This window comes from Streptomyces sp. NPDC037410 (genome assembly GCF_055602235.1).
The window spans coordinates 575,671-599,539 of record NZ_JBVJWR010000001.1 but is presented as its reverse complement, the minus strand read 5'-3'; the positions used below and the strand labels follow the sequence as shown (position 1 = coordinate 599,539).

Sequence of the window (23,869 nt, the reverse complement as noted above, 5' to 3'; positions counted from 1 at the left end):
TCTGTCCGGGGTTCCCGGGAGGGGTCAGGCGGCGTTCTTGATGGCGGAGATGTCGAAGTTCAGCTTGACCTTGTCGCTGACCATGACGCCGCCGGTCTCCAGGGCCGCGTTCCAGGTCAGGCCCCAGGCGGAGCGCAGGATCTCGGCGGAGCCCTCGAAGCCGACGCGCTCGTTGCCGTAGACGTCGGTCGCCGTGCCGTTGAACTCCAGGTCGATGGCGAGCGGCTTGGTGACGTCCTTGATGGTGAGGTCGCCGGTGATCCGGTACTTGTCGCCGCCCAGCTGCTCGGCGCTCGTGGAGCGGAAGCTCATCAGCGGGAACTGCTCGGCGTCGAAGAAGTCTCCGCTGCGCAGGTGGCCGTCGCGGTCGCCGATGCCGGTGTCGATGGAGGCGATCTTGACGTCGATCGAGGCGGTGGAGGCGCCCGGGTTCGAGCCGTCGAGGTTCAGCGCGCCCTCGTGCTCGGCGAAGGTGCCGCGCACGTTGGTGACCATGGCGTGACGGACGGTGAAGCCGATGCTGCTGTGCGCCGGGTCGATGGTGTAGTCGCCGGTGAGGGCGGCGAGGGCCGGGTCCACGGGGAGGGTGGCGGTGGCGACGGCGGACTCGTTGTTCTTGCGGCTGAAGAGACCCATGACGTGCTCCTTGTCGGTGTTTGTTGAACCTTCAACGAGAACGACCGTAACCCTATTCCGTTCAATATTCAACATCTGGCGGGAGCTGTTCATCCGAACGGCGTCACAGCGACGCCGACGCCCTCTGGCGGACGCGCGTAGAACTACGGCACCATCTCCCTGCGCGACCGGATGCACCGGCTCCACGCGCGCCACCGGCACCACGAGCACCACCGGCACCACGAGCACCACCTGCACAGCCGTCCCCAGCCGTCACGGTCACCCGCAGGAGGAACCCCCGTGAAGCTCCGCTCCGTCCTCACCGCAGTCGCCCTCGTCCTGGGCGCCCTCTTCGCCCCCGGCTTCGGCGCCCTCACCACCACCACCGACGCCCACGCCGTGACCAAGATCAGCCACGCCACCGCGACCTCGATGTTCCGGTCCTCCGGGATCACCTGGTCCTCCTCCGGCAACTGCTCGGACCGGAACAACCCCACCTGTACGTCCTTCGAGCAGCTCAACCTCGCCACCGCCCAGGGCGCCCAGACCCTCAAGAGCGCCAGCGGCTGCGCCCTCAACATCACCGGCGGCACCGAGACCGGGCACGCGAGCGGCACGTACTCGCACTGGAACGGCTACAAGCTGGACCTCAGCAAGTACACCTGCGTCGGGAACTACATCAAGACCACCTTCAGCTACATCGGGCTGCGCGGCGACGGAGCCCCGCAGTGGAAGTCCGGCGCGGGCAACGTCTACGCCGACGAGGGCAGCCACTGGGACGTGACCTTCTACAACTGCGGCGGCTGCTGAGCGACTTGGACTAACCGGAAGGGGTTGTTGGACTGGCGGGGCCGTCCGTGGACGATCTCGTTGACGGTGATCCGTCCCCCGGGCCAACTGGTGCGCATGTCGCACCCACCTACCTCAGCCCCCTCCGCGGCGCGGCGGCTGCGCACGGCCTGTGCGCTGGCCGCCGCGTCGGCCACCGTGCTCGCCCTCTCCGGACCCGCCCTCGCCGAAGAAGCCCCCGCGGACCCCGTCATCAGTTCCGCCCTCGCCGGAGAAGCCCCCGCCGCCCCCGTCATCGGCTCCGCCCAGCTCTCCGTCGCCGTCGCCGAGGACTTCCCCCGTGTCCTCTCGTACACCGACCGCGCGAGCGGTGCCCGTCTCCTCGGGAGTACGGCCCCGGTGACGCAGGTCGTGCTCAACGGCACCGCCCACGCCGTCCGGGCCGAGGGCGCGCCCGTCCTGACCGCCGGCTCCGCCGCGTACACCCTCGTCTTCCCCGACCTGCCCGGCGTCGAGATCGACGCCCGGCTCGGCGTCGACGGCCGCACCACCACCTTCAAGGTGACCGCCGTCCGCGACACCGAGGCCTTCCGCGTCGGCACGATCGACATCCCCGGCCACGACCTGGTCTCCGTCGGCTCCTCGGACACCGGCGCCGCGACCGCGTTCACCCGGCTCGATCCAGACTCCACCCGCACCGCCGACGTCTTCGCCCGGGTCACCGACGCCACCGCGGCCGAGGCGAACCCGGTCGGCGCGAGCTACGCGATCGTCAACACCGGCGCACTCGCCGCGGCCGTCGAGTCGAACTCCTCGTACGACAAGCCCTCCGGCGCCTCCGCCCGCGACGGCGCCCGCTTCTGGCACCAGGCCCGCAGCAGCGGCACCGAGACCCGCGTCGGCGTCTGGTCCGGACAGTGGACCTACCGAGGCGCCGGCGCGCCGCAGCCCGAGAGCGGCGACAACCTGCCCTGGGCGAAGGTCGTCGTCACCCCCGACGCCAACGCCGACGGAGCCGTCGACTGGCAGGACGGCGCCATCGCCTTCCGTACGATCGGGATCAAGGCCCCCGGCAGCGACCGGACCCCGGACCGGGTCGTCGCCCACATCCCCTTCAACTTCGCCTCCCAGGCCACCCACCCCTTCCTGCGCACCCTCGACGACGTCAAGCGGATCTCGCTCTCCACCGACGGACTCGGCCAGTTCGCCCTGCTCAAGGGGTACGGCTCCGAGGGCCACGACTCCGCCCACCCCGACTACGGCGGCAACTACAACAAGCGCGCCGGCGGCCTCGCCGACCTCAACACCCTGCTGCGCGAGGGCAGGGAATGGGGCGCGGGCTTCGGCGTCCACGTGAACGCCACCGAGTCGTACCCCGAGGCGAAGAACTTCAGCGAGACCCTCGTCGACAAGACGAAGCCCGGCTGGAACTGGCTCAACCAGAGCTACTACATCGACCAGCGCCGGGACGTGAACAGCGGCGACCTCGCCCGCCGGTTCCAGCAGCTCCGCGACGAGACCGATCCCAACCTGTCGACGCTCTACATCGACGTCTACTACACGCACGGCTGGATCGCCGACAAGACGATGCAGGCCGTCCAGGCCCAGGGCTGGAACGTCGCCACCGAGTGGTCCGAGAAGTTCGAGCGGGCCTCTCTCTGGTCCCACTGGGCCAACGACCTCGACTACGGCGGCGCCACCAACAAGGGCCTCAACTCGCAGATCATCCGCTTCGTCCGCAACGGCGAGAAGGACGTCTGGAACAACCACCCGGTCCTCGGCCAGACCGCCCTGGTCGACTTCGAGGGCTGGACCGGCGAGACCGACTGGAACGCCTTCTCCGCCAACATCTGGCAGCGGAACCTGCCCGCCAAGTACCTCCAGCAGCAGAAGATCACCCGCTGGGCCGGCAACGACATCACCTTCACCGGAGGCGTCCGCGGCACCGTCGAGAACGGCCGCCGCACCTTCTACGAGAACGGCCGCAAGGTCCTCGACGGCGACGGCTACCTGCTCCCCTGGGACGGCGGCCGCAAGCTCTACCACTACAACAAGGCCGGTGGGACCACCAGCTGGGCCGTGCCCGGCTCCACGCGCGCGTACACCCTGTACAAGCTCACCGACAACGGGCGCGTGAGGATCGCCACCGTGCGCCCCTCCGGCGGGCGGATCACCCTCGACGCCGTCGCCGGACAGCCCTACGTCCTCTACCCGGACAGCGCGCCCGCGCAGACCGCCCCGCACTGGGGCCAGGGCACCCCGGTGAAGGACCCCGGCTTCAACGACGCCCGGCTCGGCGGCTGGACCACGGCCGGCACCGTCGCCCGTGACACCGACGACCAGGGTCGCAACAGCGCGAGGCTCAGCGGTACCGCCACCGCCTCGGTCCGCCAGCAGATCACCGGCCTCACCCCCGGCGCGCGGTACACCGCCTCCGCCCTCATCGAGGTCGAGGCCGGGAAGACCCGCCCCACCACGCTGTCCGCCGGGGGCGCGTCCGTCACCGTCGAGCGCTCCGCCCTGGAGGACCGGGTCGCCGCATCCGACTGGAACGGCACCCGCTTCCAGCGCGCCAAGGTCACCTTCACCGCGCCCGCCGACGGCTCCGTCCCGCTGCGGATCCAGGCCGCGAGCGACAGCCCGGAGAACGGCGGCCCCGCGACCGCCCGTATCGACGACGTACGGATCGTCGCCAACGCCCCCGCGACGAAGGCCGGGACGGTCGCGTACGAGGACTTCGAGGCCGTCGACCAGGGCTGGGGCCCCTTCCTCAAGGGCGACGCCGGCGGCACCACCGACCCCCGCACCCACATCGCGCAGCTGCACGCCCCGTACACCCAGGCCGGCTGGAACGGAAAACTCGTCGACGACGTCATCGGCGGCGCCGAGAGCCTCAAGTCCCACGACGAGAACGGCGGACTCGTCTACCGGACCGCGCCCTGGACCGTCCCGATGAAGGACGGCCACGCCTACCGCGTCGCGTACGACTACCAGTCGAGCCACGCGGGCGCGTACGAGTGGGTCACCGGCTACGACCGCACGAACGGCACCCCTGTGGAGACCCGCCGCACGCCCCTCGGGCAGCAGCGGACCACCGGGCACTTCGCCGAGACCGTCACCGCCGGCTGCGGCGACACCTGGACCGGCCTGCGCAAGCGCGAGGACGCCCCGGACGGCGCCGACTTCGTCCTCGACGGCTTCACCGTCACCGACCTCGGCCCGGCCGCCGAGCCCGCCGCCTGCGGCACGCTCACCGTCACCGCGCCCGACACCCTGGAGCCAGGCCGCCCGAACCGCGTCACGGCCGCCTTCGCCAACGACGAGGCCGCCGACGCCACCGGCGCCCAGGCCGTCCTCGACCTCCCCGAGGGCTGGACCGCCGAGCCCGCCGCGCCCGTCGCCCTCGGCACGGTCGCCCCGGGCGCGCAGGCCACCGCCACCTGGCAGGTGACCCCGCCGGTGGACGCGGCCTACCGGCCGTACGCGCTGGGCGCCTCCGTCACGTACGGCATCGGGGGAGGGCAGCGGAAGCTCACCGCCGCGACCACCGTCCGCACCCTGCCCCCGCCGCCCACCGCCGACAGCTGGGCGAGCGACCTCGACTGGACCTCGGCCGCCAACGGCTGGGGACCCGTCGAGCGGGACCTCTCCAACGGCGAGACCGGCACCGGCGACGGCGCCCCGCTGCGGATCGGCGGCGTGGCCTACGCCAAGGGCCTGGGCACCCACGCCCCGGCGAAGGTCCGCTACTACCTCGGCGGCCGGTGCACCTCACTCACCGCCGAGGTCGGGGTGGACGACGTCCAGACCACCCGCGGCAGCGTCCAGTTCAGCGTCCTCGCGGACGGCACGGAGAAGGCGAAGTCCCCGGTCCTCAGGGCCGCCGACCCGGCCTGGCAGCTCACCGCCGACGTCACCGGCGCTTCCTACGTCGACCTGGTCGTCGGCGACGGCGGCGACGGGAACGGCAACGACCACGCGGACTGGGGGAGCGCCCGCTTCCACTGCGGGAGCTGACCGCTTTCCGAGGTAGCAAGCGCTTGCCGTGCTCATTGATTGCGTCGGAAACAGGGTGTTACACCGGGCGCCGACCGGTCTCCACCACTTCCCCCGGGAGGCTCCCGTGTCCCTGCCCCTCTGGTCCCGCCGCACCTTCCTGAGCACGACGACAGCGGGGGCCCTCACGCTCGCCCTCGCCCCGCAGGCCCACGCGGCCGACTCGGCCGACTCGGCCGACGAGTTCGAGGCGCTGCGGCTGCGCTGGCTCGACCTCCAGCTCGGCTCCGGCTTCGACGCCGGGGCCGAGCCCTACGCCGGCCGGCTCGCCGAGACGGGCACGCTCGCGCGTGCCTTCCGCGCCGGCATGGCCGCCACCCCCACCTCGCTCTGGCCCGACGCCCCCTTCGACCCGCCGGCCGGCATCTCCCAGAGCTACGGCCGCCTGTGGACCATGACCCAGGCGTACGTACAGCCCGGCAGCGGCCTCACCGGCGACGAGAGCCTCCTCGCCGACGTGCTGCGCGGCCTCGACCACCTCTCCGCCACCGTCTACCGGGCGGGCGCCCCGCGCTACGGCAACTGGTGGGAATGGCAGATCGGCAGCCCCCGCCTCCTCATGGACATCGTGGCCGCGCTCCACCCCCGGCTCGGCCCCGAGCGCATCGCCGCCGCCTGCGCCGCCGTCGACCACTTCGTGCCCGACGCGGTCCTCCTCACCTACTCCGGCACCTCCACCGGCGCCAACCGCGTCGACCTCTGCCGCTCCGTCGCCCTGCGCGGGGTCCTCGGCGCGAACGCCGCCAAGATCGCCCTCGCCCGGGACGCCCTCTCGCCCGTCTTCCCGTACGTCACCCAGGGGGACGGCCTCTACGCCGACGGCTCCTTCGTCCAGCACACCTGGGTCGCCTACTCCGGCACGTACGGACAGGTCATGCTCGACGGCCTCGGCCGGCTCTTCTCCCTTCTCGCCGGCTCCAGCTGGGCGGTCACCGACCCGAACCGGCAGATCGTCCTCGACAGCGTCGAGAAGGCCTACGCCCCCTTCATCTACGACGGCCTGATGATGGACAGCGTCAACGGGCGGGCGATCAGCCGCGGCTACCTCAGGAACGACGACCGGCGGATCATGCGCTCCGACCACTTCCACGGCCAGGGTGTCATCGCGGCCATCGCCCTCCTCGCGGGCGGGGCGTCCCCGGCCGAGCGGGACCGGTGGCACGCGCGCGTGAAGGGGTGGATCGAGCGCGACACCGTCTCCCCGGTCCTCGCCGCCCGCCAGTTCGGCGTCGCCGACCTCGCCCGGCTGCACGCCGTGGCCGCCTCTCCCGTCCCCGCCGCCCCCGAACCCACCGGGCACCGGCTGTTCCCCGCCATGGACCGGGCCGTCCACCGCCGCCCCGGCTGGGCCGCGAACATCGCCATGGCCTCGAACCGGATCACGTACTACGAGTGCGGCAACGGCGAGAACCCGCGCGGCTGGCACACCGGCGCCGGGATGCTCTCCTGGTGGACCCCGGACCTCGGCGACCAGTACACCGACTGGTTCTGGCCCACCGTCGACCCGTACCGCCTGCCCGGCACCACCGTCTCCACCAAGCGCCTCGCCGACCGGGCGGGCGGCGAGTGGGGCGCGCCCAAGCCGGCCGTCCGCTGGGTCGGCGGGACCACCGACGGCGCGTACGCGGCCGTCGGCCAGCACCTCAAGGGCCTCGGCTCCACCCTGGAGGCCCGCACGTCATGGTTCTGCGCGGCGGACGCGGTCGTCTGCCTGGGTGCCGGGATCACCGCGACCGACGGCGTCCCCGTCGAGACGGTGGTCGACAACCGCCTCCTGGGGGATGGGGGTACCTCCCACGCCGAAGGCGTAGGGGGAGGCACCCAGGCGTTCACCACCGGCGCCGGCTGGGCCCATCTGGAGGGTCACGGCGGCTGGGTCTTCCCGCAGGGGGCCGGGAACCTCCGCACCCTGCGCGAGGACCGCACCGGCGCCTGGAGCGACATCAACACCACCAGCTCCACCGAGCGCCGGACCCGCCGCTACCAGACCCTCTGGCTCGACCACGGCACCGACCCGGTCGCCGCCTCGTACGCGTACGTCCTGATGCCGGGCGCCGCTCCCCGTGCGGTCGCGGCCCGCGCCGCCGACCCCGGCTGGCTGACCGTTCTCGACAACACCGCCGAGCGGCAGGCGATCACCGTCCCGTCCCTCGGGCTGACCGCGGCGAACCTCTGGCAGGCCGGTACGGTGGGACCGCTCACCGTCACCGCGCCCGCGAGCGTCCTCGTCCGGCGGAAGCGCTCCGTCCTCGCGCTGAGGATCTCCGAGCCGCTCCGCACCGGGCAGCCGCTCGAGCTCGTGTGGAACCGCCCGGTCCGCCGGGTGGTCCGCCACGATCCCTCGGTGGAGGTCCTCGCCACCGGCTCCGAGCTGCGGCTGCGGATCACTCCCGGTACCGGGGGAGCGACCCATGGTTGCGAGGTCCTGCTCTAGGTCCATGTCGGAACCCCACAAACACGGGGGGTGTCTGGCTGTTGACTCGGGCTGGTCGGGGTCGGGTTCTGTCCAGCCCCACCAGGATTCGACACGCGAGACTGTACGGAGTCGACGGCGGGGTTTTCTTGTGTGACTTCGTAGGGTCGGTACATGACCGTTGTGGACCAGATCCCGAGCGAGCCCGCTGACGCCCGTGGCCGAGTGGCCGAGCTGCACGTCCTGCGCGAGCAGGCGCTCCGTGGCCCGAGTGACCGCGCCACCGAGGCGCAGCACGCGAAGGGCAAGCTGACCGCTCGCGAGCGCATCGAGCTGCTGCTCGACCCTGGTTCCTTCAACGAGGTCGAGCAGCTGCGCCGGCACCGCGCGCAGGGCTTCGGCCTGGAGGCCAAGAAGCCGTACACCGACGGTGTCATCACCGGCTGGGGCACGGTCGAGGGCCGCACGGTCTTCGTCTACGCGCACGACTTCCGGATCTTCGGCGGCGCCCTCGGCGAGGCCCACGCCACCAAGATCCACAAGATCATGGACATGGCCATCGCGGCCGGTGCCCCGCTGGTCTCCCTGAACGACGGCGCCGGCGCCCGTATCCAGGAGGGCGTCTCCGCCCTCGCCGGTTACGGCGGCATCTTCCAGCGCAACACCAAGGCCTCGGGCGTCATCCCGCAGATCTCGGTGATGCTCGGCCCGTGCGCCGGCGGCGCCGCGTACAGCCCGGCCCTCACGGACTTCGTGTTCATGGTCCGCGAGACCTCGCAGATGTTCATCACCGGACCGGACGTCGTCAAGGCGGTCACCGGCGAGGAGATCACCCAGAACGGCCTCGGCGGCGCCGACGTGCACGCCGAGACCTCGGGCGTGGCGCACTTCGCGTACGACGACGAGGAGACCTGCATCGCCGAGGTCCGCTACCTCCTGTCGATGCTCCCGCAGAACAACCGCGAGAACCCGCCGACCGTCGCCTCCGAGGACCCGGCCGACCGCCGCTCCGACGTCCTGCTCGACCTCGTGCCCGCCGACGGCAACCGCCCGTACGACATGCACAAGGTCATCGAGGAGCTCGTCGACGACGGCGACTACCTGGAGATCCACGAGCGCTGGGCCCGCAACATCATCTGCGCCCTGGCCCGGCTCGACGGCCAGGTCGTCGGCATCGTCGCCAACCAGCCGCAGTCGCTCGCCGGCGTCCTCGACATCGAGGCCTCCGAGAAGTCCGCGCGCTTCGTCCAGATGTGCGACGCCTTCAACATCCCGATCATCACTCTTCTGGACGTACCCGGCTTCCTGCCTGGTGTAGACCAGGAGCACGGTGGAATCATCAGGCACGGCGCGAAGCTGCTGTACGCGTACTGCAACGCGACCGTTCCCCGGATCTCCCTGATCCTGCGCAAGGCCTACGGCGGCGCCTACATCGTGATGGACTCCCAGTCCATCGGCGCCGACCTGACGTACGCCTGGCCCACCAACGAAATCGCGGTCATGGGCGCCGAAGGCGCCGCCAACGTCATCTTCCGCAAGCAGATCGCGGAGGCCGAGGACCCCGAGGCCATGCGGGCCCGCATGGTCAAGGAGTACAAGGCCGAGCTGATGCACCCGTACTACGCGGCGGAGCGCGGCCTGGTCGACGACGTCATCGACCCCGCCGACACCCGCCAGGTGCTCATCAGGTCCCTCGCGATGCTGCGCACCAAGCACGCCGACCTGCCGTCCCGCAAGCACGGCAACCCGCCTCAGTAAGACTCACCAAGAGGAGTCGTCCACGTGAGTACGCCTGCCAACCTTCTCCGCGTCGAGAAGGGCACCGCCGACCCCGAGGAGCTCGCGGCCATCACGGCCGTGCTGCTCGCCCGCGCCGCCTCCCAGCCCGCCGAGGACGCCCATCGCGGCCGCACCCAGGCCGGCTGGCGCCGCCTGGAGCGCCAGTCGGGCTTCCGCCCGTCGCACTCCTGGCAGGGCTGACGCCCATCGCCGTACCCGAAGGGCCCCGCACCGAAATGGTGCGGGGCCCTTCGGCGTAGGCGCGGGGAACGGAGGCGCCCGCAACGGGGAAGGCCCCGCACCGTTTCCCGGTGCGGGGCCTCCCCGTACGTACGTCCCGTCGGGACTACCGCAGGCGGGCCATGAGCGCGTGCTCGACGAGCGTGATGAGCGCGCTCTTGGCGTCCCCGCGGTGGCGGGCGTCGGTGGTGATGATGGGGGTGTCGGGGCCGATCTGCAGGGCCTCGCGCACCTCCTCCGGCTGGTACGGCTGGTTGCCGTCGAAGCCGTTGAGGGCGATGACGAACGGCAGGCCGCTGTTCTCGAAGTAGTCGACCGCGGGGAAGCAGTCGGCGAGGCGGCGGGTGTCGACCAGCACGACGGCGCCGATGGCGCCGCGGACGAGGTCGTCCCACATGAACCAGAAGCGGTCCTGACCGGGCGTACCGAAGAGGTACAGGATCAGGTCCTGGTCGAGCGTGATGCGGCCGAAGTCCATGGCGACGGTCGTCGTCGTCTTGTCGCCGGTGTGGGTGAGGTCGTCGATGCCCGCGGAGGCGGAGGTCATGACGGCTTCGGTACGCAGCGGGTTGATCTCCGAGACGGCGCCGACGAACGTGGTCTTACCCACGCCGAAGCCGCCCGCCACCACGATCTTCGCGCTGGTGGTTGAACGGGCCGCGCCGCCGCTAGAGCTTGCGAAGTCCACTGAGCACCCTTTCGAGCAGTGTCACGTCTGGCTGACCGCCGGCGGCCTCGTCGCCGCCGGGCTGGTGGATGGCGACGAGTCCGGCCTCGGCCAGGTCGGCGACGAGGATTCGGGCGACGCCGAGGGGGATGGAGAGAAGGGCCGAGATCTCCGCGACCGACTTGATCTCGAAGCAGAGCCGGCAGATCCGCTGGTGCTCGGGCAACTGCCCCTGCAGGCGGGCCGGGTCGGCCGTCGTGCTGACCAGCGCCTCGATGGCGAGCTGGTAACGCGGCCGGGTCCGGCCGCCGGTCATCGCGTACGGCCGCACCAGCGGGTTGTGCCCGCCGGAACCGCCCGCGCCGCGCGAGGCGGCCGGGGAACCCGCGGCCGACGGGACCTGAGGCTGCGCGTAGGGCTGAGACACGCCCTGTCTGCTCGGGGCGGAGGGAAAGTTGAACCGGTTCTGCGCGGTGTCGCCCAGCGGCGCCTGATGCGCGTCATAACCGTTGTAAGGGCTCGCGCCCGGGGGTGTACCCACGTCTCCTCCTCCGACTGCCTCGCGGTCCATGTCCCTTGAACCGCGCCACCGCACCTTACGGTGCGGTGGCACGAAACGCACTGTCCGTCTGTTAGTTGAGCAGACTTCCCTGAAGTTCCGCCCGGAGGTCAGGCGTCAGAACCGTGCCCGCGCGGTCCACGAGGAGGGCCATCTCGTAGCCCACGAGACCGATGTCGGCCTCCGGGTGGGCGAGGACGGCCAGCGAGGAGCCGTCCGAGATCGACATGATGAAGAGGAAGCCGCGCTCCATCTCCACGACGGTCTGGTTGACCGCACCGCCCTCGAAGATCCGGGACGCGCCCGCGGTCAGCGAGGTCAGTCCGGAAGCGACGGCCGCCAGCTGGTCGGCGCGGTCACGGGGGAAACCCTCGGACATCGCCAGCAGGAGTCCGTCGGCGGAGACCACCACCGTGTGGGACACCCCGGGGGTGTTGTCCACGAAGTTGGTGATCAACCAGTTCAGATTCTGCGCCGCCTGGCTCATGCTCACACTAACGCTCCTGGTTGTAGGTACTGCCCGGGCCGAGGCCCGATCCGTTCGTGTCCGTTCCCGCGCTGCGTCCCTGCTGGACGCCCCGGCGCAGGTTGCTCAACCTGCCCCGTACGTCCTCGGGTGCGCGGGAGACCTGGGGGCCGCCCTGCGGGGTCTGCTCAGCCGTGCCCTCGACCAGGTTGGCCTTCGGCACCCGCCGGGGGAGACCGGACGAGGTGACCCCGCCCGCCTTGGGGTCCTTGAGCTTTCCGGCCCGCTGCCAGCGCTCGTCGTTGGTCGAGCGCCATTCTTCGGAGCCTTGGGCTTCGTCCTGCTGCTGCACCGGCTGCGCGGGCTTCGGCTGCTGCGGCGCCTGCTGCGCCTGCGATCCGACGCTGCCGCGGCGCGGCAGACCGGCGTCGGTCAGCGCGTGTCCGGCGTCCGGGGCGGGACTCGGAGTCGGACCCGGACGGTCGAAGCCTACGCGGTCGCGGGCCTGTTCGGGAGCGCTCGGGGCAGATTCCGCTTCCGCTCCGTAATCCTGACCGTAGCCACCCTGGTATGCGTTCTGATCCGGCCACTCTGCCTGGTGGGGCTGGGGATCGAACGCATTGCCGTACTGCTGGTGTTCGGTTCCCGGAGCCTCGTACGAGGCTTCCGCATAGCCCTGCTGCGGGTACGCCTCGTAGCCCTGCTCCGGGTAGGCGTAACCGTCCTGCTGCGCGAAACCTTCCTGCGGCTGCGCGTAGCCGTCCTGCTGGGCGAAACCGTCCTGCTGCGGGTAGCCGTCCTGCTGGGCGTAGCCGTCCGCGTACTCCTGGCCGTACTCCTGCGCCGGGTACTCCTGCGCCGGGTACTGCTCGGCGGCGTACTCCTGGGCCTGCTGCTGCCCGTACTGCTCGGCCGGCTCCGCCTCGTCGCGGAAGAGCGGACGGTCGCCGCCCTGCTGCGCCTGGGCCTCCAGGGCGGCGCGCCGCCCCTCGCGCTGCAGCGAGCGGTTGACCGGGTCGAGCTGGTGCTCCTCCTCGGCCGGCTGCTCGTAGCGCGAGTCGTCGAAGCCGAGGTCGGCCGCGGTGAGCATCTGCTGCTGCGGGGCGGCCTCGAAGGCGCTCTGCTGCTGCTGCTGCGGGATGATCTGCGAGACGGTGAAGTCGTCCTGGAGCGGCTGCTCGCCGCCACCGCCGTGTGTGATCGCGTCCGGCAGCATGACCAGCGAGGTCGTCCCGGCCTGCTCGCCCGAGGGGCGGAGCTGGACCCGGATGCCGTGCCGGTCGGCGAGGCGGCCGACCACGAAGAGGCCCATGCGCTGCGAGACGGCGGCGTCCACGGTCGGCGGGTTGGCCAGCTTGTGGTTGATGTCCGCGAAGTCCTCGGCGGTGAGGCCGATGCCCTTGTCGTGGATCTCGACCATCACGCGGCCGTCGGGGAGACGCGTCGCGGTGACGCGCACCTTGGTCTGCGGGGAGGAGAACGTGGTGGCGTTCTCCAGGAGCTCGGCGAGCAGGTGCACGAGGTCGGTCACGGCCTGGCCGTGGATCTCGGCCTCCGGCACGCCGGCCAGCTCGATGCGCTCGTACTGCTCCACCTCGGAGGAGGCGGCGCGCATGACGTCGACCAGCGGGACCGGCTGGTCCCAGCGGCGGCCCGGCTCCTCGCCGGCGAGGACGAGGAGGTTCTCGCCGTTGCGGCGCATACGGGTGGCCAGGTGGTCCAGGCGGAAGAGGTTCTCCAGCTGGTCCGGGTCGGCCTCGTTGTTCTCCAGGTCGGTGATGAGGGTCAGCTGGCCCTCGATCAGCGACTGGTTGCGGCGCGAGAGGTTCGTGAAGATCGCGTTGACGTTGCCGCGGAGCATGGCCTGCTCGGCGGCGAGCCGGACGGCCTCGCGGTGGACCTGGTCGAAGGCGCGGGCGACCTCGCCGATCTCGTCCTGGGAGTCGATCGGGATGGGCTGCACGCGGGTGTCGACCCGGCCCGGCTCCGTACGGGAGAGCTGGTCGACCAGCATCGGCAGGCGCTGCTCGGCGATGCTGAACGCGGCGGTCCGCAGCTCGCGCATCGAGCGGCTCATCTGGCGGGCCATCATGCCGGCGAGGATGAAGGCGGCGAGCAGGGCGATGACGACGATGCCGCCGTTGACCCAGGCGTCCGTCTTGGCCTCGTCGGAGATGTCGGCGGCCTCGGTCACGGCCTTGTCGACGAGGGTCTTCTCGACCTCGCTGTAGCCGTCGAACTTGGCGGTGGCGACGGCCATCCAGGTCTCGGGCGTGATGCCCTGGCCCTTCAGCTCCTTGATGTCCGCGGGGCTCTTGGCGGTGCCGATCTGGGAGGCGACGCCGGAGTAGACGGAGCCGTCCTTGCCCTTGGGCAGCTCGATGCCGGCCGCGGCCATCCGCTTCTCGCCGTCGGCGGCCTTGCCGGCCATGACCTTCTTGAGGAGGTCGACGTCCTCGGGCAGACCGCCGGAGCTGAACTCGCCGAGGGCGATCTGCTCCAGGTAGTTGTACGAGTTGAACGCCACGGACTGCTGGGCGAAGACCGCCTCGTCCTGGCTGGGCCGGACGAGGAGCTGCGTGCCGATGGAGCGCTGGAGGGACTCCGCGCCCTTCGACAGCTGGATCGCGTAGACCGTACGGCCGTAGCTGGTGATGTTGCCGGTGCCCAGACCGAGCTCGTTCGAGAACTCCATCAGGTAGTGCTGCACGCCCGTGTAGCCGAGCTGCGTGTTCACCGGGTCGAGGGAGCGGGTGTACGCCGCCTTGCGCAGCGTCTCCAGCTTCGGCTCCTCGTCCTGGAACAGCCGCAGACGTCGCTCCATGCCCTGGCCCGACGGCATGCTCTTGACGGCCTCGTCGAACTTCGCCTTGGCGGAGTCGGTCGCGGCGTACGCCCGCGTCACCTCGTCGGCCTTGCGGTCCTCGGGGGTCTTCGCGGCGAGCAGGGGGCCGGCGGTCAGGTCGCGCTCGTTGAGGAGGGCGGTGCTGTACTCCGAGGCGGCGCGCACGATGAGCGCCGTCTTCTCGGCGTCCTGCGCCTCCTGCCAGGTGTCGATAGCCGACTTCACCTGGAAGCTGCCCATGACGAGGCCGGTGAGCACGGGTATACAGAGGATCGCGTTCAGGCGCGTGGGCACCCGCCAGTTGCGGGGCGAGAGCTTGCTGGAGCTGCCCTTGACCGGCTCGACGGGGGGCGGCGTCACGGGCACGTCCGCGGGCGACATCGCCGTACGCGACGGCGGCGTGAAGTTGCCCCGCGTCTCCTGCTCCGCGGAGCTTTCCTTGCTTCGCCTCACTCGACCAACAACCTCTCGGCGTCGGCACCTACGTTGTGCCGGTGTTTCGTTCAGGGCCGTACTACTCGGGAGTTCATGAATTGCAGCACGTGAAGGGGGTCGGTTCCAAACAGTGGGAAACGGCCGCGTTCAGTGGTCCAGGCCTCGCATAAAACGGGCATAAAGAGCGAGCCCCGCCAAATGGCGGGGCTCAGGTGAGCGCAGTGACACCGGTCGGATGCGTCGGGTGTCCGAGGCGCCCCAATTCTCTGTCGAAATGTTATGAACCCGGGGGCGGCCGTGTCGAAGGACACAGAACCGCCCCTGGCAGAGGCATATGACAACTGCCCTGGGCCGTCCCGTTACTTGAGCCGGGCCATGAGGGCGTGCTCGACGAGCGTGATGAGCGCGCTCTTGGCGTCCGCGCGGTGGCGGGCGTCCGTGGTGATGATGGGGGTGGCGGGGCCGATCTGCAGGGCCTCGCGGACTTCCTCGGGCTGGTAGGGCTGGCTGCCGTCGAAGCCGTTGAGGGCGATGACGAACGGCAGGCCGCTGTTCTCGAAGTAGTCGACCGCCGGGAAGCAGTCCGCCAGACGGCGGGTGTCCACGAGCACGACGGCGCCGATCGCGCCGCGGACCAGGTCGTCCCACATGAACCAGAAGCGGTCCTGACCGGGCGTACCGAAGAGGTACAGGATCAGGTCCTGGTCGAGCGTGATGCGGCCGAAGTCCATGGCGACGGTCGTCGTCGTCTTGCCGCCGGTGTGCGTCAGATCGTCGATGCCGGCCGACGCGGAGGTCATGACGGCTTCGGTACGCAGCGGGTTGATCTCCGAGACGGCGCCGACGAACGTGGTCTTGCCCACGCCGAAGCCGCCGGCCACCACGATCTTCGCGCTGGTGGTCGATCTGGCCGCGCCGCCGCTAGAGCTTGCGAAGTCCACTGAGCACCCTTTCGAGCAGTGTCACGTCCGGCGTGCCGCCGGTCTCTCCGTTGCCCGGCTGGTGGATCGCCACCATGCCGGCCTCCGCCAGGTCGGCCACGAGGATCCGGGCGACACCGAGCGGCATCGACAGGAGGGCCGACACCTCGGCCACCGACTTGACCTCGCGGCAGAGGTGGCAGATCCGCTGGTGCTCCGGAAGGAGCGTGGCGAGGTGTGCCGGGTCGGCCGTGGTGCTGACCAGCGCCTCGATGGCGAGCTGGTAGCGCGGCCGGGTCCGGCCGCCGGTCATCGCGTACGGACGCACCAGCGGCTGGTCGCCCTCGTGCCCGTACTCGTCGACTGATGCGCCGTACGGATCGTGAGAGGCGGGGGGCGGGGTCATGAATCCTCCGGGCGTGACAGCAAGACTTCTGCCGTCTGATGGGGCCGGTGGGGGGCCGGGTGGGGCGGCCGGACGATGAACAGTGCCCAGAGCGGTACGGAGGGGCGTACCGCCCTGCGAGTCGGTCGGTGCGGACGGAAGTGGGGTCCGTCCGCCGTGCGTGACCTAGTGGAGCAGGCTGCCCTGGAGCTCCGCACGGAGATCCGGGGTGAGGACGCTGCCGGCCCGGTCGACCAGCAGCGCCATCTCGTAGCCCACGAGGCCGATGTCGCACTCGGGGTGGGCGAGCACGGCCAGCGAGGAGCCGTCCGAGACCTGCATGAGGAAGAGGAAGCCGCGCTCCATCTCCACCACGGTCTGTGCCACGGGACCGCCCTCGAAGATCCGGGACGCGCCCGCGGTCAGCGAGGTCAGTCCGGATGCGACCGCCGCCAGCTGGTCGGCGCGGTCGCGGGGGAATCCTTCGGACATGGCCAGCAGGAGTCCGTCGGCGGACACCACCACCGTGTGGGACACCCCGGGGGTGTTGTCCACGAAGTTGGTGATCAACCAGTTCAGATTCTGCGCCGCCTGGCTCATCGCGTTCAACTAACGCTCCTGCTGATGGTTCGGACCGAGGTGGTGGCTACCCGTGGTCGAGTTGCCGGCCTGGCGGCCCTGCTGAATGCCGCGGCGCAGATTGGTGAGCCGGCCGCGGACGTCGTCGGGTGCACGCGAGACCTGGGGGCCGGCCGTGTGGGCCTGCTCCTGTGCGGTCCCGGGTACGAGGTTGGCCTTCGGCACACGGCGCGGAAGACCGGAGGTGGTGACGCCGCCGGCCGCGGGCTTGCGCACCCGCTCCGCCTGGCGCACCAGCTCGTCGTTGGGCGAGGTCCGCCAGGCGGCCCCGTTCTGCCGGCCGCCGTCAGCGGCCGGGTCGGCGGCCGCACGGGGCGCCGGAGCGGACGGCTGCGACACGACCGGGGTCTGCATCGTCTGCGTCAGGTCCGCCTGGTAGCCCTGCTGCTGCGGCTGCTCCTGCTGCGACCAGTCGGACCCCAGCGGGTCGTACTGCGGCGTACGGCCGTCGCGCGCGCCACCGGCCGGCGGCAGGGCCTCCGGACGGCGCGGCTGCTGGAGCTGCGGCTGCTGCGGCTGCTGGCGCCCGGCCGGCTCGGCCGGACGCGGGGCACCGAAGTCGTTGCCGCCCCGCTGCCGCGGCGCCGGCGGCTGGGCCTGCTGCTGCGCCTGCGGTACGAAGGGCTGCCGGCCGAACTGCTGCTCCTGGCCGAACTGCTGCTGGCCGCCCTGGTACGCCTGCTGCTGCGGGGCCTGGGGCTGCTGAGGGGCCTGGTGCTGCGGGGCGCCGAAGTCCGGGCGCGGGAACTGGCCCGTGGAGCCGGGACCCTGCGGGGCGCCGAAGTCGGGGCGCGGGAACTGCGCCGTCGACGCCGGGTCCTGCTGGTACGCCTGCTGCTGCTGAGGGGCCTGGTGCTGCGGGGCGCCGAAGTCCGGGCGCGGGAACTGGCCCGTGGAACCGGGGCCCTGCGGAGCCGCCGACGCGCCGAACAGGCCCGCCGACTCCGGCTCCTCGTGACCGCGCGGGGCGTCCAGCGGGGACATCTCCTGCTGCGGGCGCCGGACCGGCTGCTGCTGCGGGTCGTTGCCCCAGCTCGCGGCCTGCGGGCGCTGCTGCTGCGGGGCGCCGCCGGGCAGCTCGGCACGCGGGAAGTCGTACCCGGCCTGCTGGTTGCCCTGGGCCTGCTGCGGCTGCTGCTGCGGCGCCTGCGGGCCCGGCTGGTTGCCCCACACGTCCGTACGGGACGGGATGGCGCTCGCGGCACCGCCGATGAGGCCGCCCCCGCCGGGGCCCGGACGCAGCGCGTCGGGCGACTGGGGAGCCTGCGGAGCCTGGGGGATCTGCGGCAGCTGGCCGGTCTGCTCCAGGGCTGCGTTCTGCGGCTGCGGGGTGCGGGACTGCGGCGCGCCCTGCGGCCCGCCGGCGAGCGGCGCACCGTCACGGGCGGGCAGCGCGGCCCGGGAACCGCCCGCACCGACCTGGCCGCGCGCGGCACCGGCACCGGCGCCGAGACGGCCGGCCGTCGAGGACGGGGCACCGCCCTGGCCGGGACGTCCGGCACCGGGGCCACCGGCCGCGCCGGGCAGACGCCCGCCGGGGGCGGAGGCACCCTGCGGCATCGCGCCCTGACCGCCCGCGCCCGGCTTGGGCATGGGCTTCTTGCCGCCCTGGGCGACGTCGACGGGGAGCATGACGAGCGCGGTGGTGCCGCCCGAGTCGGACGGGCGCAGCTGGATCCGGATGCCGTGTCGCAGGGACAGGCGGCCGACCACGAACAGACCCATGCGGCGCGAGACCGAGACGTCCACGGTGGGCGGCGAGGCGAGCCGCTCGTTGATCGCGGCGAGGTCCTCGGGGGAGAGGCCGATGCCGGTGTCGTGGATCTCGACGAGCACGCGGCCGTCGGGCAGGGCGTGACCGGTGACCCGGACCTTCGTCTGCGGGGAGGAGAACGAGGTGGCGTTCTCGAGGAGCTCGGCGAGGAGGTGCACGAGGTCGTTGACGACCCGGCCGGCGACCTCGGTCGCCGGGACCGCGGCCAGTTCGATGCGCTCGTACTGCTCCACCTCGGAGGCGGCGGCACGGAGGACGTCGACCAGCGGGACCGGGCGGGTCCAGCGGCGGCCCGGCTCCTCACCGGCGAGGACGAGGAGGTTCTCGCCGTTCCGGCGCATACGGGTCGCGAGGTGGTCGAGCTTGAACAGCGAGGAGAGCTGGTCCGGGTCGGCCTCGCGGGACTCCAGCTCGGAGATGAGCGAGAGCTGACGCTGGATGAGGCCCTGGGAACGGCGCGAGAGGTTGGTGAACATCGCGTTGACGTTGCCCCGGAGGAGGGCCTGCTCGGCGGCGAGGCGGACGGCCTCGCGGTGCACGTCGTCGAAGGCCGCGGCCACCTGGCCGATCTCGTCCCGGGAGTGCACACCGACGGACTCGACGGAGGTGTCGACGTCCTGCGGGTCGGACTCGGAGAGCTGCTTGACGAGCTCGGGCAGGCGGTCCTGGGCGACCTTGGTCGCGGTGTCCTGGAGTCGCCGCAGCGACCGGATCATGGACCGGGCCACGACGAAGGCGCCGATGAGCGAGACGCCGAGGACGAGGAGGATCAGCGCACCGTTGATGATGGCGTCGCGCTGCGACTCCGCCTTCAGCTCACGGGCCATCGACTCCATGTCGCCGAGCAGACCCGCCTCGATGCGGTTCATGGCGGCGATCTTGGTGCTGTACTCGTCGGTGAAGTTCAGGTGACCGCGCTTGACGCCGGAGGGCATCGCGTCGTCCGAGTTCAGCACGCGTTCGGCGTACTTGTTGGCGGCGTTGATCGACGGGTCGCCGCTGTTCAGCGACTCGGTCTTCTCGGCGGCGTCGCCACCGGTCGACTCGTAGATCGCCTGGAACGACTTGAGCTCGACGGCCTCACTGTTGAGGGCGGCCTCGCCGTAGAGGCGGTCACCCTGCTGGATCCTGCCGGAGGTCCGGTCGCTCGGGGGAAGCGCGGCCGCGATGATCGCCTGCTGGATGGAGGCGTACTCCTTGGCGGACGAGAACGCGGCGAGCGCGCGGGTCCGCTTGATCATCTCGGGGTTGCTGGTCGCCTGCGCCATGTCCTGGGACAGGCTGAGCAACGAGCGGATGAGGCGGCTGTACGCCTCGACCGTCACCGAGTGGGACACGCCCTTCTCGTAGGCGGCGCCCCGGATGGAGTGGAGCTCGGTGACCTGCGAGGCGATCTGGCTGACGTTCTGGCGGATGCTGCGCAGCGCCTCGTCGCCCTCGGTGGCCGGGATGTCCTCGGTGGCGTCGAGGAAGGCCTTGTACTCGCGGTCCGTCTTCCGGCGCGGGTTGGCGACCTGGTAGTCGCTGACCGGGCGGCCGTTGGCCAGCGGGCCGGCCGACAGGTCGCGCTCGGCCTGCAGGGCCTGCGCGAGGCCGGTCGCCTCACGGGTCAGCTTGGTGAGCAGCTGCATGTGGTCGAGCTGCTCCATGTCCTGGAGCGAGTCGCTGATGCGGATGCCGCCCAGGGTGGTCGCCGCGACCACGGGGAGGGTGAGGAGCGCGACGAGGCGCGTGGAGATGCGCCAGTTGCGCAGGGCTATTCGCGGCCCGACCTCGTTCTCGGCCTTGGCCTTGGGGGGTGCGGCGGCGGGCTCGGCGGACGAGGCCGCGGCGCTGCCGCGCCTGCCGCCCTTGTCGCCGCCCTCGCCGGACGGTCCCTGACCCTGGTTCGGGGTGTGCGAGGCCGAGGGACCGCGGTCGGTCCCGGCACGCGGTTCCTGCTCCGCCGGAGCATCCGCACGGCCCTGACGGGCCTGGGAAGACCCCGAGCCATCCCTCTTGAAACGTCCCTGCACTAGCGTCGCAACCTCTGGACCAGGCGTCCTTCCGGGTGAACGGAGAGGACGGTGTCGGCGTCGATCGGGGTGCGTGGAGCACCCCAGGTGGTCGTCGGTGACCGGCGCAGTTCCCCCTTCCCCGCCACTCGGCCGGCGCTGTTGCGCCCCTTGCACACCGGCCTGAAACCCGCGGCGGTGCGTGGAATTCCAGCACAGTGCCGGATCTCCAACAAGGGCCGCGTGTCGTGGCGGGAGGGGAATGACAAAGCGTGCACGACGTGTCACCCCATGTAGAAGATGATCACGGAGGTTTCGGACTTTTCCGTCCCAATGGTTGGGCATCCCCGTGTGTCCCAGTCGCCATGATCAGGAGCGGAATAGCTCATTCAGTGGCGGAATGTCCCTTTCCGTGACGCCCGGGGGTGGTCCGTAATGCCTGGAATGCGACCCAAGTGGTGAGCAAACTCACACGCGAATCGATGTCTCAGCCATGCATTCGAAGGGAAGGGCGTGCTTAGCCTGGCGCTTTACACCGCTTCGCGCCCGTACGGGCGCCCCTCCCGGAACAAGGTCCGATCACCGCGATGAAGACGACGACGCTCCGCACCACGGCCAACCCCCGCCGCTCCACCCTCGTCCACCTCTCGGACGCCGCAGAGCTCGGCCGGGGCGCCCAGCCGGAGTACACGGCGGAGCTGCCCGGCAACACGGCCAACCCGCGCCGCACGATCCTGATGCAGGCCCCGGCCCCCTACGAGCCCCAGCCGTACGCCTCCGCGACGCGCTAGTCCTCCCGAACGGGCCCCCTCGCCGCGTTAGCCTGGAGCGTCAGACTCCAGCCAGCATCAAGTGAGGGGCGACAGCACTCGTGCGCATCGCCAGATTCTCCATCGACGGCAATGTGGCCTTCGGCGCGGTCGAGGGCGAGGGAACCGTCGAGTCCGGCGGCCTCGTCCTCGACATCATCAAGGGCATCCCGTACACCGACTTCGAGCTCAGCGGCACCAAGGTCCCGCTGAGCAAGGTACGGCTCCTGCCGCCCGTGCTCCCCAACAAGGTCGTGGCCATCGGCCGCAACTACGCCGAGCACGCCGCCGAACTCGGCAACGAGGTCCCCGACGTCCCCGTCGCCTTCTTCAAGCCCACCACCTCGGTGATCGGCCCCGGCGACGCCATCGAGTACCCCTCCTTCTCCAACGAGCTGCGCCACGAGGCCGAACTGGCCGTGGTCATCGGCCGCATGTGCCGCGAGGTGCCCCGCGAGCGCGTGAAGGACGTCATCTTCGGCTACACGTGCGCCAACGACGTCACCGCGCGCGACGCGCAGCAGCGCGAGAAGCAGTGGGCCCGCGCGAAGGGCTTCGACACCTCCTGCCCGCTGGGCCCCTGGGTGGAGACCGACCTCGACCCGAGCGACCTGACCATCCAGGCCACGGTCAACGGCGAACAGCGCCAGCTGGGTCGGACGAGCGACATGATCCGCTCCATCGAGGACCTGGTCGTCCACATCACCGAGGCCATGACGCTGCTCCCGGGCGACGTCATCCTCACCGGCACCCCCGCCGGGGTCGGCCCCCTCAACGTCGGCGACGAGGTCGCCGTCACCATCGAAGGCATCGGCACTCTCACCAACAAGGTGATCAAGCGTGGCTAACGCGAACATCCGCGTCCGTTTCTGTCCCTCCCCGACCGGCAACCCCCACGTGGGCCTGGTCCGCACGGCTCTCTTCAACTGGGCCTTCGCCCGGCACAACGAGGCCACCATGGTCTTCCGCATCGAGGACACCGACGCGGCACGCGACTCCGAGGAGTCGTACAACCAGCTGCTCGACTCCCTCAAGTGGCTCGGCCTCGACTGGGACGAGGGCCCGGAGATCGGCGGCCCCCACGCCCCGTACCGCCAGTCGCAGCGGATGGACATCTACAAGGACGTCGCCGACAAGCTGCTCGCCGGCGGGTACGCGTACCCCTGCTACTGCACCACCGAGGAGCTCGACGAGCGCCGCGAGGCCGCCCGCGCCGCCGGCCGCCCCTCCGGCTACGACGGCCACTGCCGCGACCTCACCCTGGAGCAGAAGTCGGCGTACGAGGCCGAGGGCCGCGCGTCGATCGTCCGCTTCCGGATGCCCGACGAGCCGATCACCTTCACCGACCTGGTCCGCGGCGAGCTCACCTTCACCCCGGAGAACGTGCCGGACTACGGCATCCTCCGGGCCAACGGCGCCCCGCTCTACACCCTGGTCAACCCGGTCGACGACGCCCTCATGGAGATCACCCACGTCCTGCGCGGCGAGGACCTGCTCTCCTCCACCCCCCGCCAGATCGCGCTCTACAAGGCGCTGATCGAGCTCGGCGTCGCCAAGGAGATCCCCTCCTTCGGCCACCTGCCGTACGTGATGGGCGAGGGCAACAAGAAGCTCTCCAAGCGCGACCCGCAGGCCTCCCTCAACCTCTACCGGGAGCGCGGCTTCCTCCCCGAGGGCCTGCTGAACTACCTGTCGCTCCTCGGCTGGTCCTTCTCGGCCGACCAGGACCTCTTCACCATCCCCGAGATGGTGGCGAAGTTCGACATCGCCGACGTCAACGCCAACCCGGCGCGCTTCGACCTCAAGAAGGCCGAGTCGATCAACGCCGACCACATCCGCATGCTGGACGTGAAGACCTTCGCCGAGGCCTGCGAGCCCTGGCTGCGGGCCCCGCACGCCCCCTGGGCCGCCGAGGACTTCGACCGCGCCGCCTGGGAGCGGATCGCCCCGCACGCCCAGACCCGCCTGACCGTCCTCTCGGACATCACGGCCAACGTGGACTTCCTGTTCCTGCCCGAGCCGGTCTTCGACCAGCCCTCGTGGGACAAGGCCATGAAGGGCGAGCCCGCGGCGCTGCTCACCACCGCCCGCGAGAAGCTCGAAGCGGCCGACTGGAGCGACCCGGAGTCCCTCAAGAGCGCCGTCCTGGCCGCCGGCGAGGCCCACGGCCTCAAGCTCGGCAAGGCCCAGGCCCCGGTCCGCGTCGCCGTCACCGGCCGCACGATCGGCCTGCCCCTCTTCGAGTCCCTGGAGATCCTGGGCAAGGAGAAGACCCTCACCCGCATCGACGCGACCTTGGCGAAGCTCGCCGCGTAAGGCTCGTACGCAGCAGAGGGGGGGGGGGGGGGGGGGGGGGGGGGGGGGGGGGGGGGGGGGGGGGGGGGGGGGGGGGGGGGGGGGGGGGGGGGGAGAGAGGGGGGGGGGGGGGGGGGGGGCGGGCCCCGGTGCGAGGAGTGGGAGGGGGGGGGGGGGGGGGGTTCTTGT

The 23,869-nt window shown here is 71.3% G+C and carries 17 protein-coding genes; 8 read left to right on the top strand and 9 right to left on the bottom strand.

Features of this window, described 5'->3' with window-relative positions:
* Positions 1-24: 24 nt before the first annotated feature.
* The gene (locus ACZ7HT_RS02790; RefSeq protein ID WP_471158961.1) at positions 25-636 is read right to left on the bottom strand and encodes a YceI family protein; all 612 of its coding nucleotides are present in this window, start codon (positions 634-636) and stop codon (positions 25-27) included.
* A 279-nt stretch (positions 637-915) separates the two neighbouring features.
* Here ACZ7HT_RS02790 and ACZ7HT_RS02785 point away from each other — a divergent pair, with 279 nt between their 5' ends.
* The 5 genes from ACZ7HT_RS02785 to ACZ7HT_RS02765 all read left to right on the top strand — a co-directional run bounded on the left by ACZ7HT_RS02785 (position 916) and on the right by ACZ7HT_RS02765 (position 9,853).
* Positions 916-1,425 (top strand): hypothetical protein, encoded by a 510-nt coding sequence (locus ACZ7HT_RS02785; RefSeq protein WP_471158959.1) that lies wholly within the window; start codon positions 916-918, stop codon positions 1,423-1,425.
* 96 nt (positions 1,426-1,521) lie between these two features.
* Complete coding sequence (locus ACZ7HT_RS02780; RefSeq protein ID WP_471158957.1) at positions 1,522-5,421, top strand: endo-alpha-N-acetylgalactosaminidase family protein; 3,900 nt, start codon at positions 1,522-1,524, stop codon at positions 5,419-5,421.
* A gap of 112 nt (positions 5,422-5,533) precedes the next feature.
* Entirely contained in the window at positions 5,534-7,894 is a 2,361-nt protein-coding gene (locus tag ACZ7HT_RS02775; protein ID WP_471159055.1) for a polysaccharide lyase 8 family protein, read from the top strand.
* Between the two features lie 153 nt (positions 7,895-8,047).
* Entirely contained in the window at positions 8,048-9,631 is a 1,584-nt protein-coding gene (locus ACZ7HT_RS02770) for an acyl-CoA carboxylase subunit beta (protein ID WP_359517171.1), read from the top strand.
* 24 nt (positions 9,632-9,655) lie between these two features.
* A complete protein-coding gene (locus ACZ7HT_RS02765) occupies positions 9,656-9,853 on the top strand; it encodes an acyl-CoA carboxylase subunit epsilon (RefSeq protein ID WP_471158955.1) in 198 nt (65 codons plus the stop codon).
* Between the two features lie 145 nt (positions 9,854-9,998).
* On the opposite strand, the gene ACZ7HT_RS02760 is transcribed toward ACZ7HT_RS02765, so the two are convergent.
* The 8 genes from ACZ7HT_RS02760 to ACZ7HT_RS02725 all read right to left on the bottom strand — a co-directional run bounded on the left by ACZ7HT_RS02760 (position 9,999) and on the right by ACZ7HT_RS02725 (position 20,597).
* The gene (locus ACZ7HT_RS02760; RefSeq protein ID WP_402283524.1) at positions 9,999-10,580 is read right to left on the bottom strand and encodes a GTP-binding protein; all 582 of its coding nucleotides are present in this window, start codon (positions 10,578-10,580) and stop codon (positions 9,999-10,001) included.
* A complete protein-coding gene (locus tag ACZ7HT_RS02755) occupies positions 10,561-11,100 on the bottom strand; it encodes a DUF742 domain-containing protein (RefSeq protein ID WP_471158953.1) in 540 nt (179 codons plus the stop codon). The genes ACZ7HT_RS02760 and ACZ7HT_RS02755 overlap by 20 nt, the downstream gene beginning before the upstream one ends.
* A gap of 91 nt (positions 11,101-11,191) precedes the next feature.
* Positions 11,192-11,605: a roadblock/LC7 domain-containing protein gene (locus tag ACZ7HT_RS02750; protein WP_026057603.1), complete on the bottom strand. Its 414-nt coding sequence runs from the start codon at positions 11,603-11,605 to the stop codon at positions 11,192-11,194.
* 7 nt (positions 11,606-11,612) lie between these two features.
* Positions 11,613-14,882, bottom strand: coding sequence for a sensor histidine kinase (locus ACZ7HT_RS02745; RefSeq protein ID WP_471158951.1), 3,270 nt, complete (start codon positions 14,880-14,882; stop codon positions 11,613-11,615).
* Positions 14,883-15,223: 341 nt separating this feature from the next.
* A complete protein-coding gene (locus tag ACZ7HT_RS02740) occupies positions 15,224-15,805 on the bottom strand; it encodes a GTP-binding protein (RefSeq protein ID WP_471158949.1) in 582 nt (193 codons plus the stop codon).
* Positions 15,786-16,190 (bottom strand): DUF742 domain-containing protein, encoded by a 405-nt coding sequence (locus ACZ7HT_RS02735; RefSeq protein ID WP_017235980.1) that lies wholly within the window; start codon positions 16,188-16,190, stop codon positions 15,786-15,788. The genes ACZ7HT_RS02740 and ACZ7HT_RS02735 overlap by 20 nt, the downstream gene beginning before the upstream one ends.
* A gap of 165 nt (positions 16,191-16,355) precedes the next feature.
* A complete protein-coding gene (locus tag ACZ7HT_RS02730) occupies positions 16,356-16,769 on the bottom strand; it encodes a roadblock/LC7 domain-containing protein (protein WP_015036421.1) in 414 nt (137 codons plus the stop codon).
* Between the two features lie 9 nt (positions 16,770-16,778).
* A complete protein-coding gene (locus ACZ7HT_RS02725; RefSeq protein ID WP_471158947.1) occupies positions 16,779-20,597 on the bottom strand; it encodes a sensor histidine kinase in 3,819 nt (1,272 codons plus the stop codon).
* A gap of 566 nt (positions 20,598-21,163) precedes the next feature.
* Here ACZ7HT_RS02725 and ACZ7HT_RS02720 point away from each other — a divergent pair.
* The 3 genes from ACZ7HT_RS02720 to gltX all read left to right on the top strand — a co-directional run bounded on the left by ACZ7HT_RS02720 (position 21,164) and on the right by gltX (position 23,701).
* Positions 21,164-21,367: a hypothetical protein gene (locus ACZ7HT_RS02720; RefSeq protein WP_471158945.1), complete on the top strand. Its 204-nt coding sequence runs from the start codon at positions 21,164-21,166 to the stop codon at positions 21,365-21,367.
* An 80-nt stretch (positions 21,368-21,447) separates the two neighbouring features.
* On the top strand, positions 21,448-22,233 hold the full coding sequence (locus ACZ7HT_RS02715; protein ID WP_471158943.1) for a fumarylacetoacetate hydrolase family protein: 786 nt from the start codon (positions 21,448-21,450) through the stop codon (positions 22,231-22,233).
* A complete protein-coding gene (gene gltX, locus ACZ7HT_RS02710) occupies positions 22,226-23,701 on the top strand; it encodes a glutamate--tRNA ligase (RefSeq protein ID WP_471158941.1) in 1,476 nt (491 codons plus the stop codon). The genes ACZ7HT_RS02715 and gltX overlap by 8 nt, the downstream gene beginning before the upstream one ends.
* Positions 23,702-23,869: the final 168 nt, after the last annotated feature.

Bases quoted from the DNA above. Each gene is read 5' to 3' on its own strand.
- ACZ7HT_RS02790 (WP_471158961.1), bottom strand. From the start codon at position 636: ATGGGTCTCTTCAGCCGCAAGAACAACGAGTCCGCCGTCGCCACCGCC.
- ACZ7HT_RS02780 (WP_471158957.1), top strand. From the start codon at position 1,522: ATGTCGCACCCACCTACCTCAGCCCCCTCCGCGGCGCGGCGGCTGCGC.
- ACZ7HT_RS02770 (WP_359517171.1), top strand. From the start codon at position 8,048: ATGACCGTTGTGGACCAGATCCCGAGCGAGCCCGCTGACGCCCGTGGC.
- ACZ7HT_RS02750 (WP_026057603.1), bottom strand. From the start codon at position 11,605: ATGAGCCAGGCGGCGCAGAATCTGAACTGGTTGATCACCAACTTCGTG.
- ACZ7HT_RS02735 (WP_017235980.1), bottom strand. From the start codon at position 16,190: ATGACCCCGCCCCCCGCCTCTCACGATCCGTACGGCGCATCAGTCGAC.
- ACZ7HT_RS02730 (WP_015036421.1), bottom strand. From the start codon at position 16,769: ATGAGCCAGGCGGCGCAGAATCTGAACTGGTTGATCACCAACTTCGTG.
- ACZ7HT_RS02720 (WP_471158945.1), top strand. From the start codon at position 21,164: ATGAAGACGACGACGCTCCGCACCACGGCCAACCCCCGCCGCTCCACC.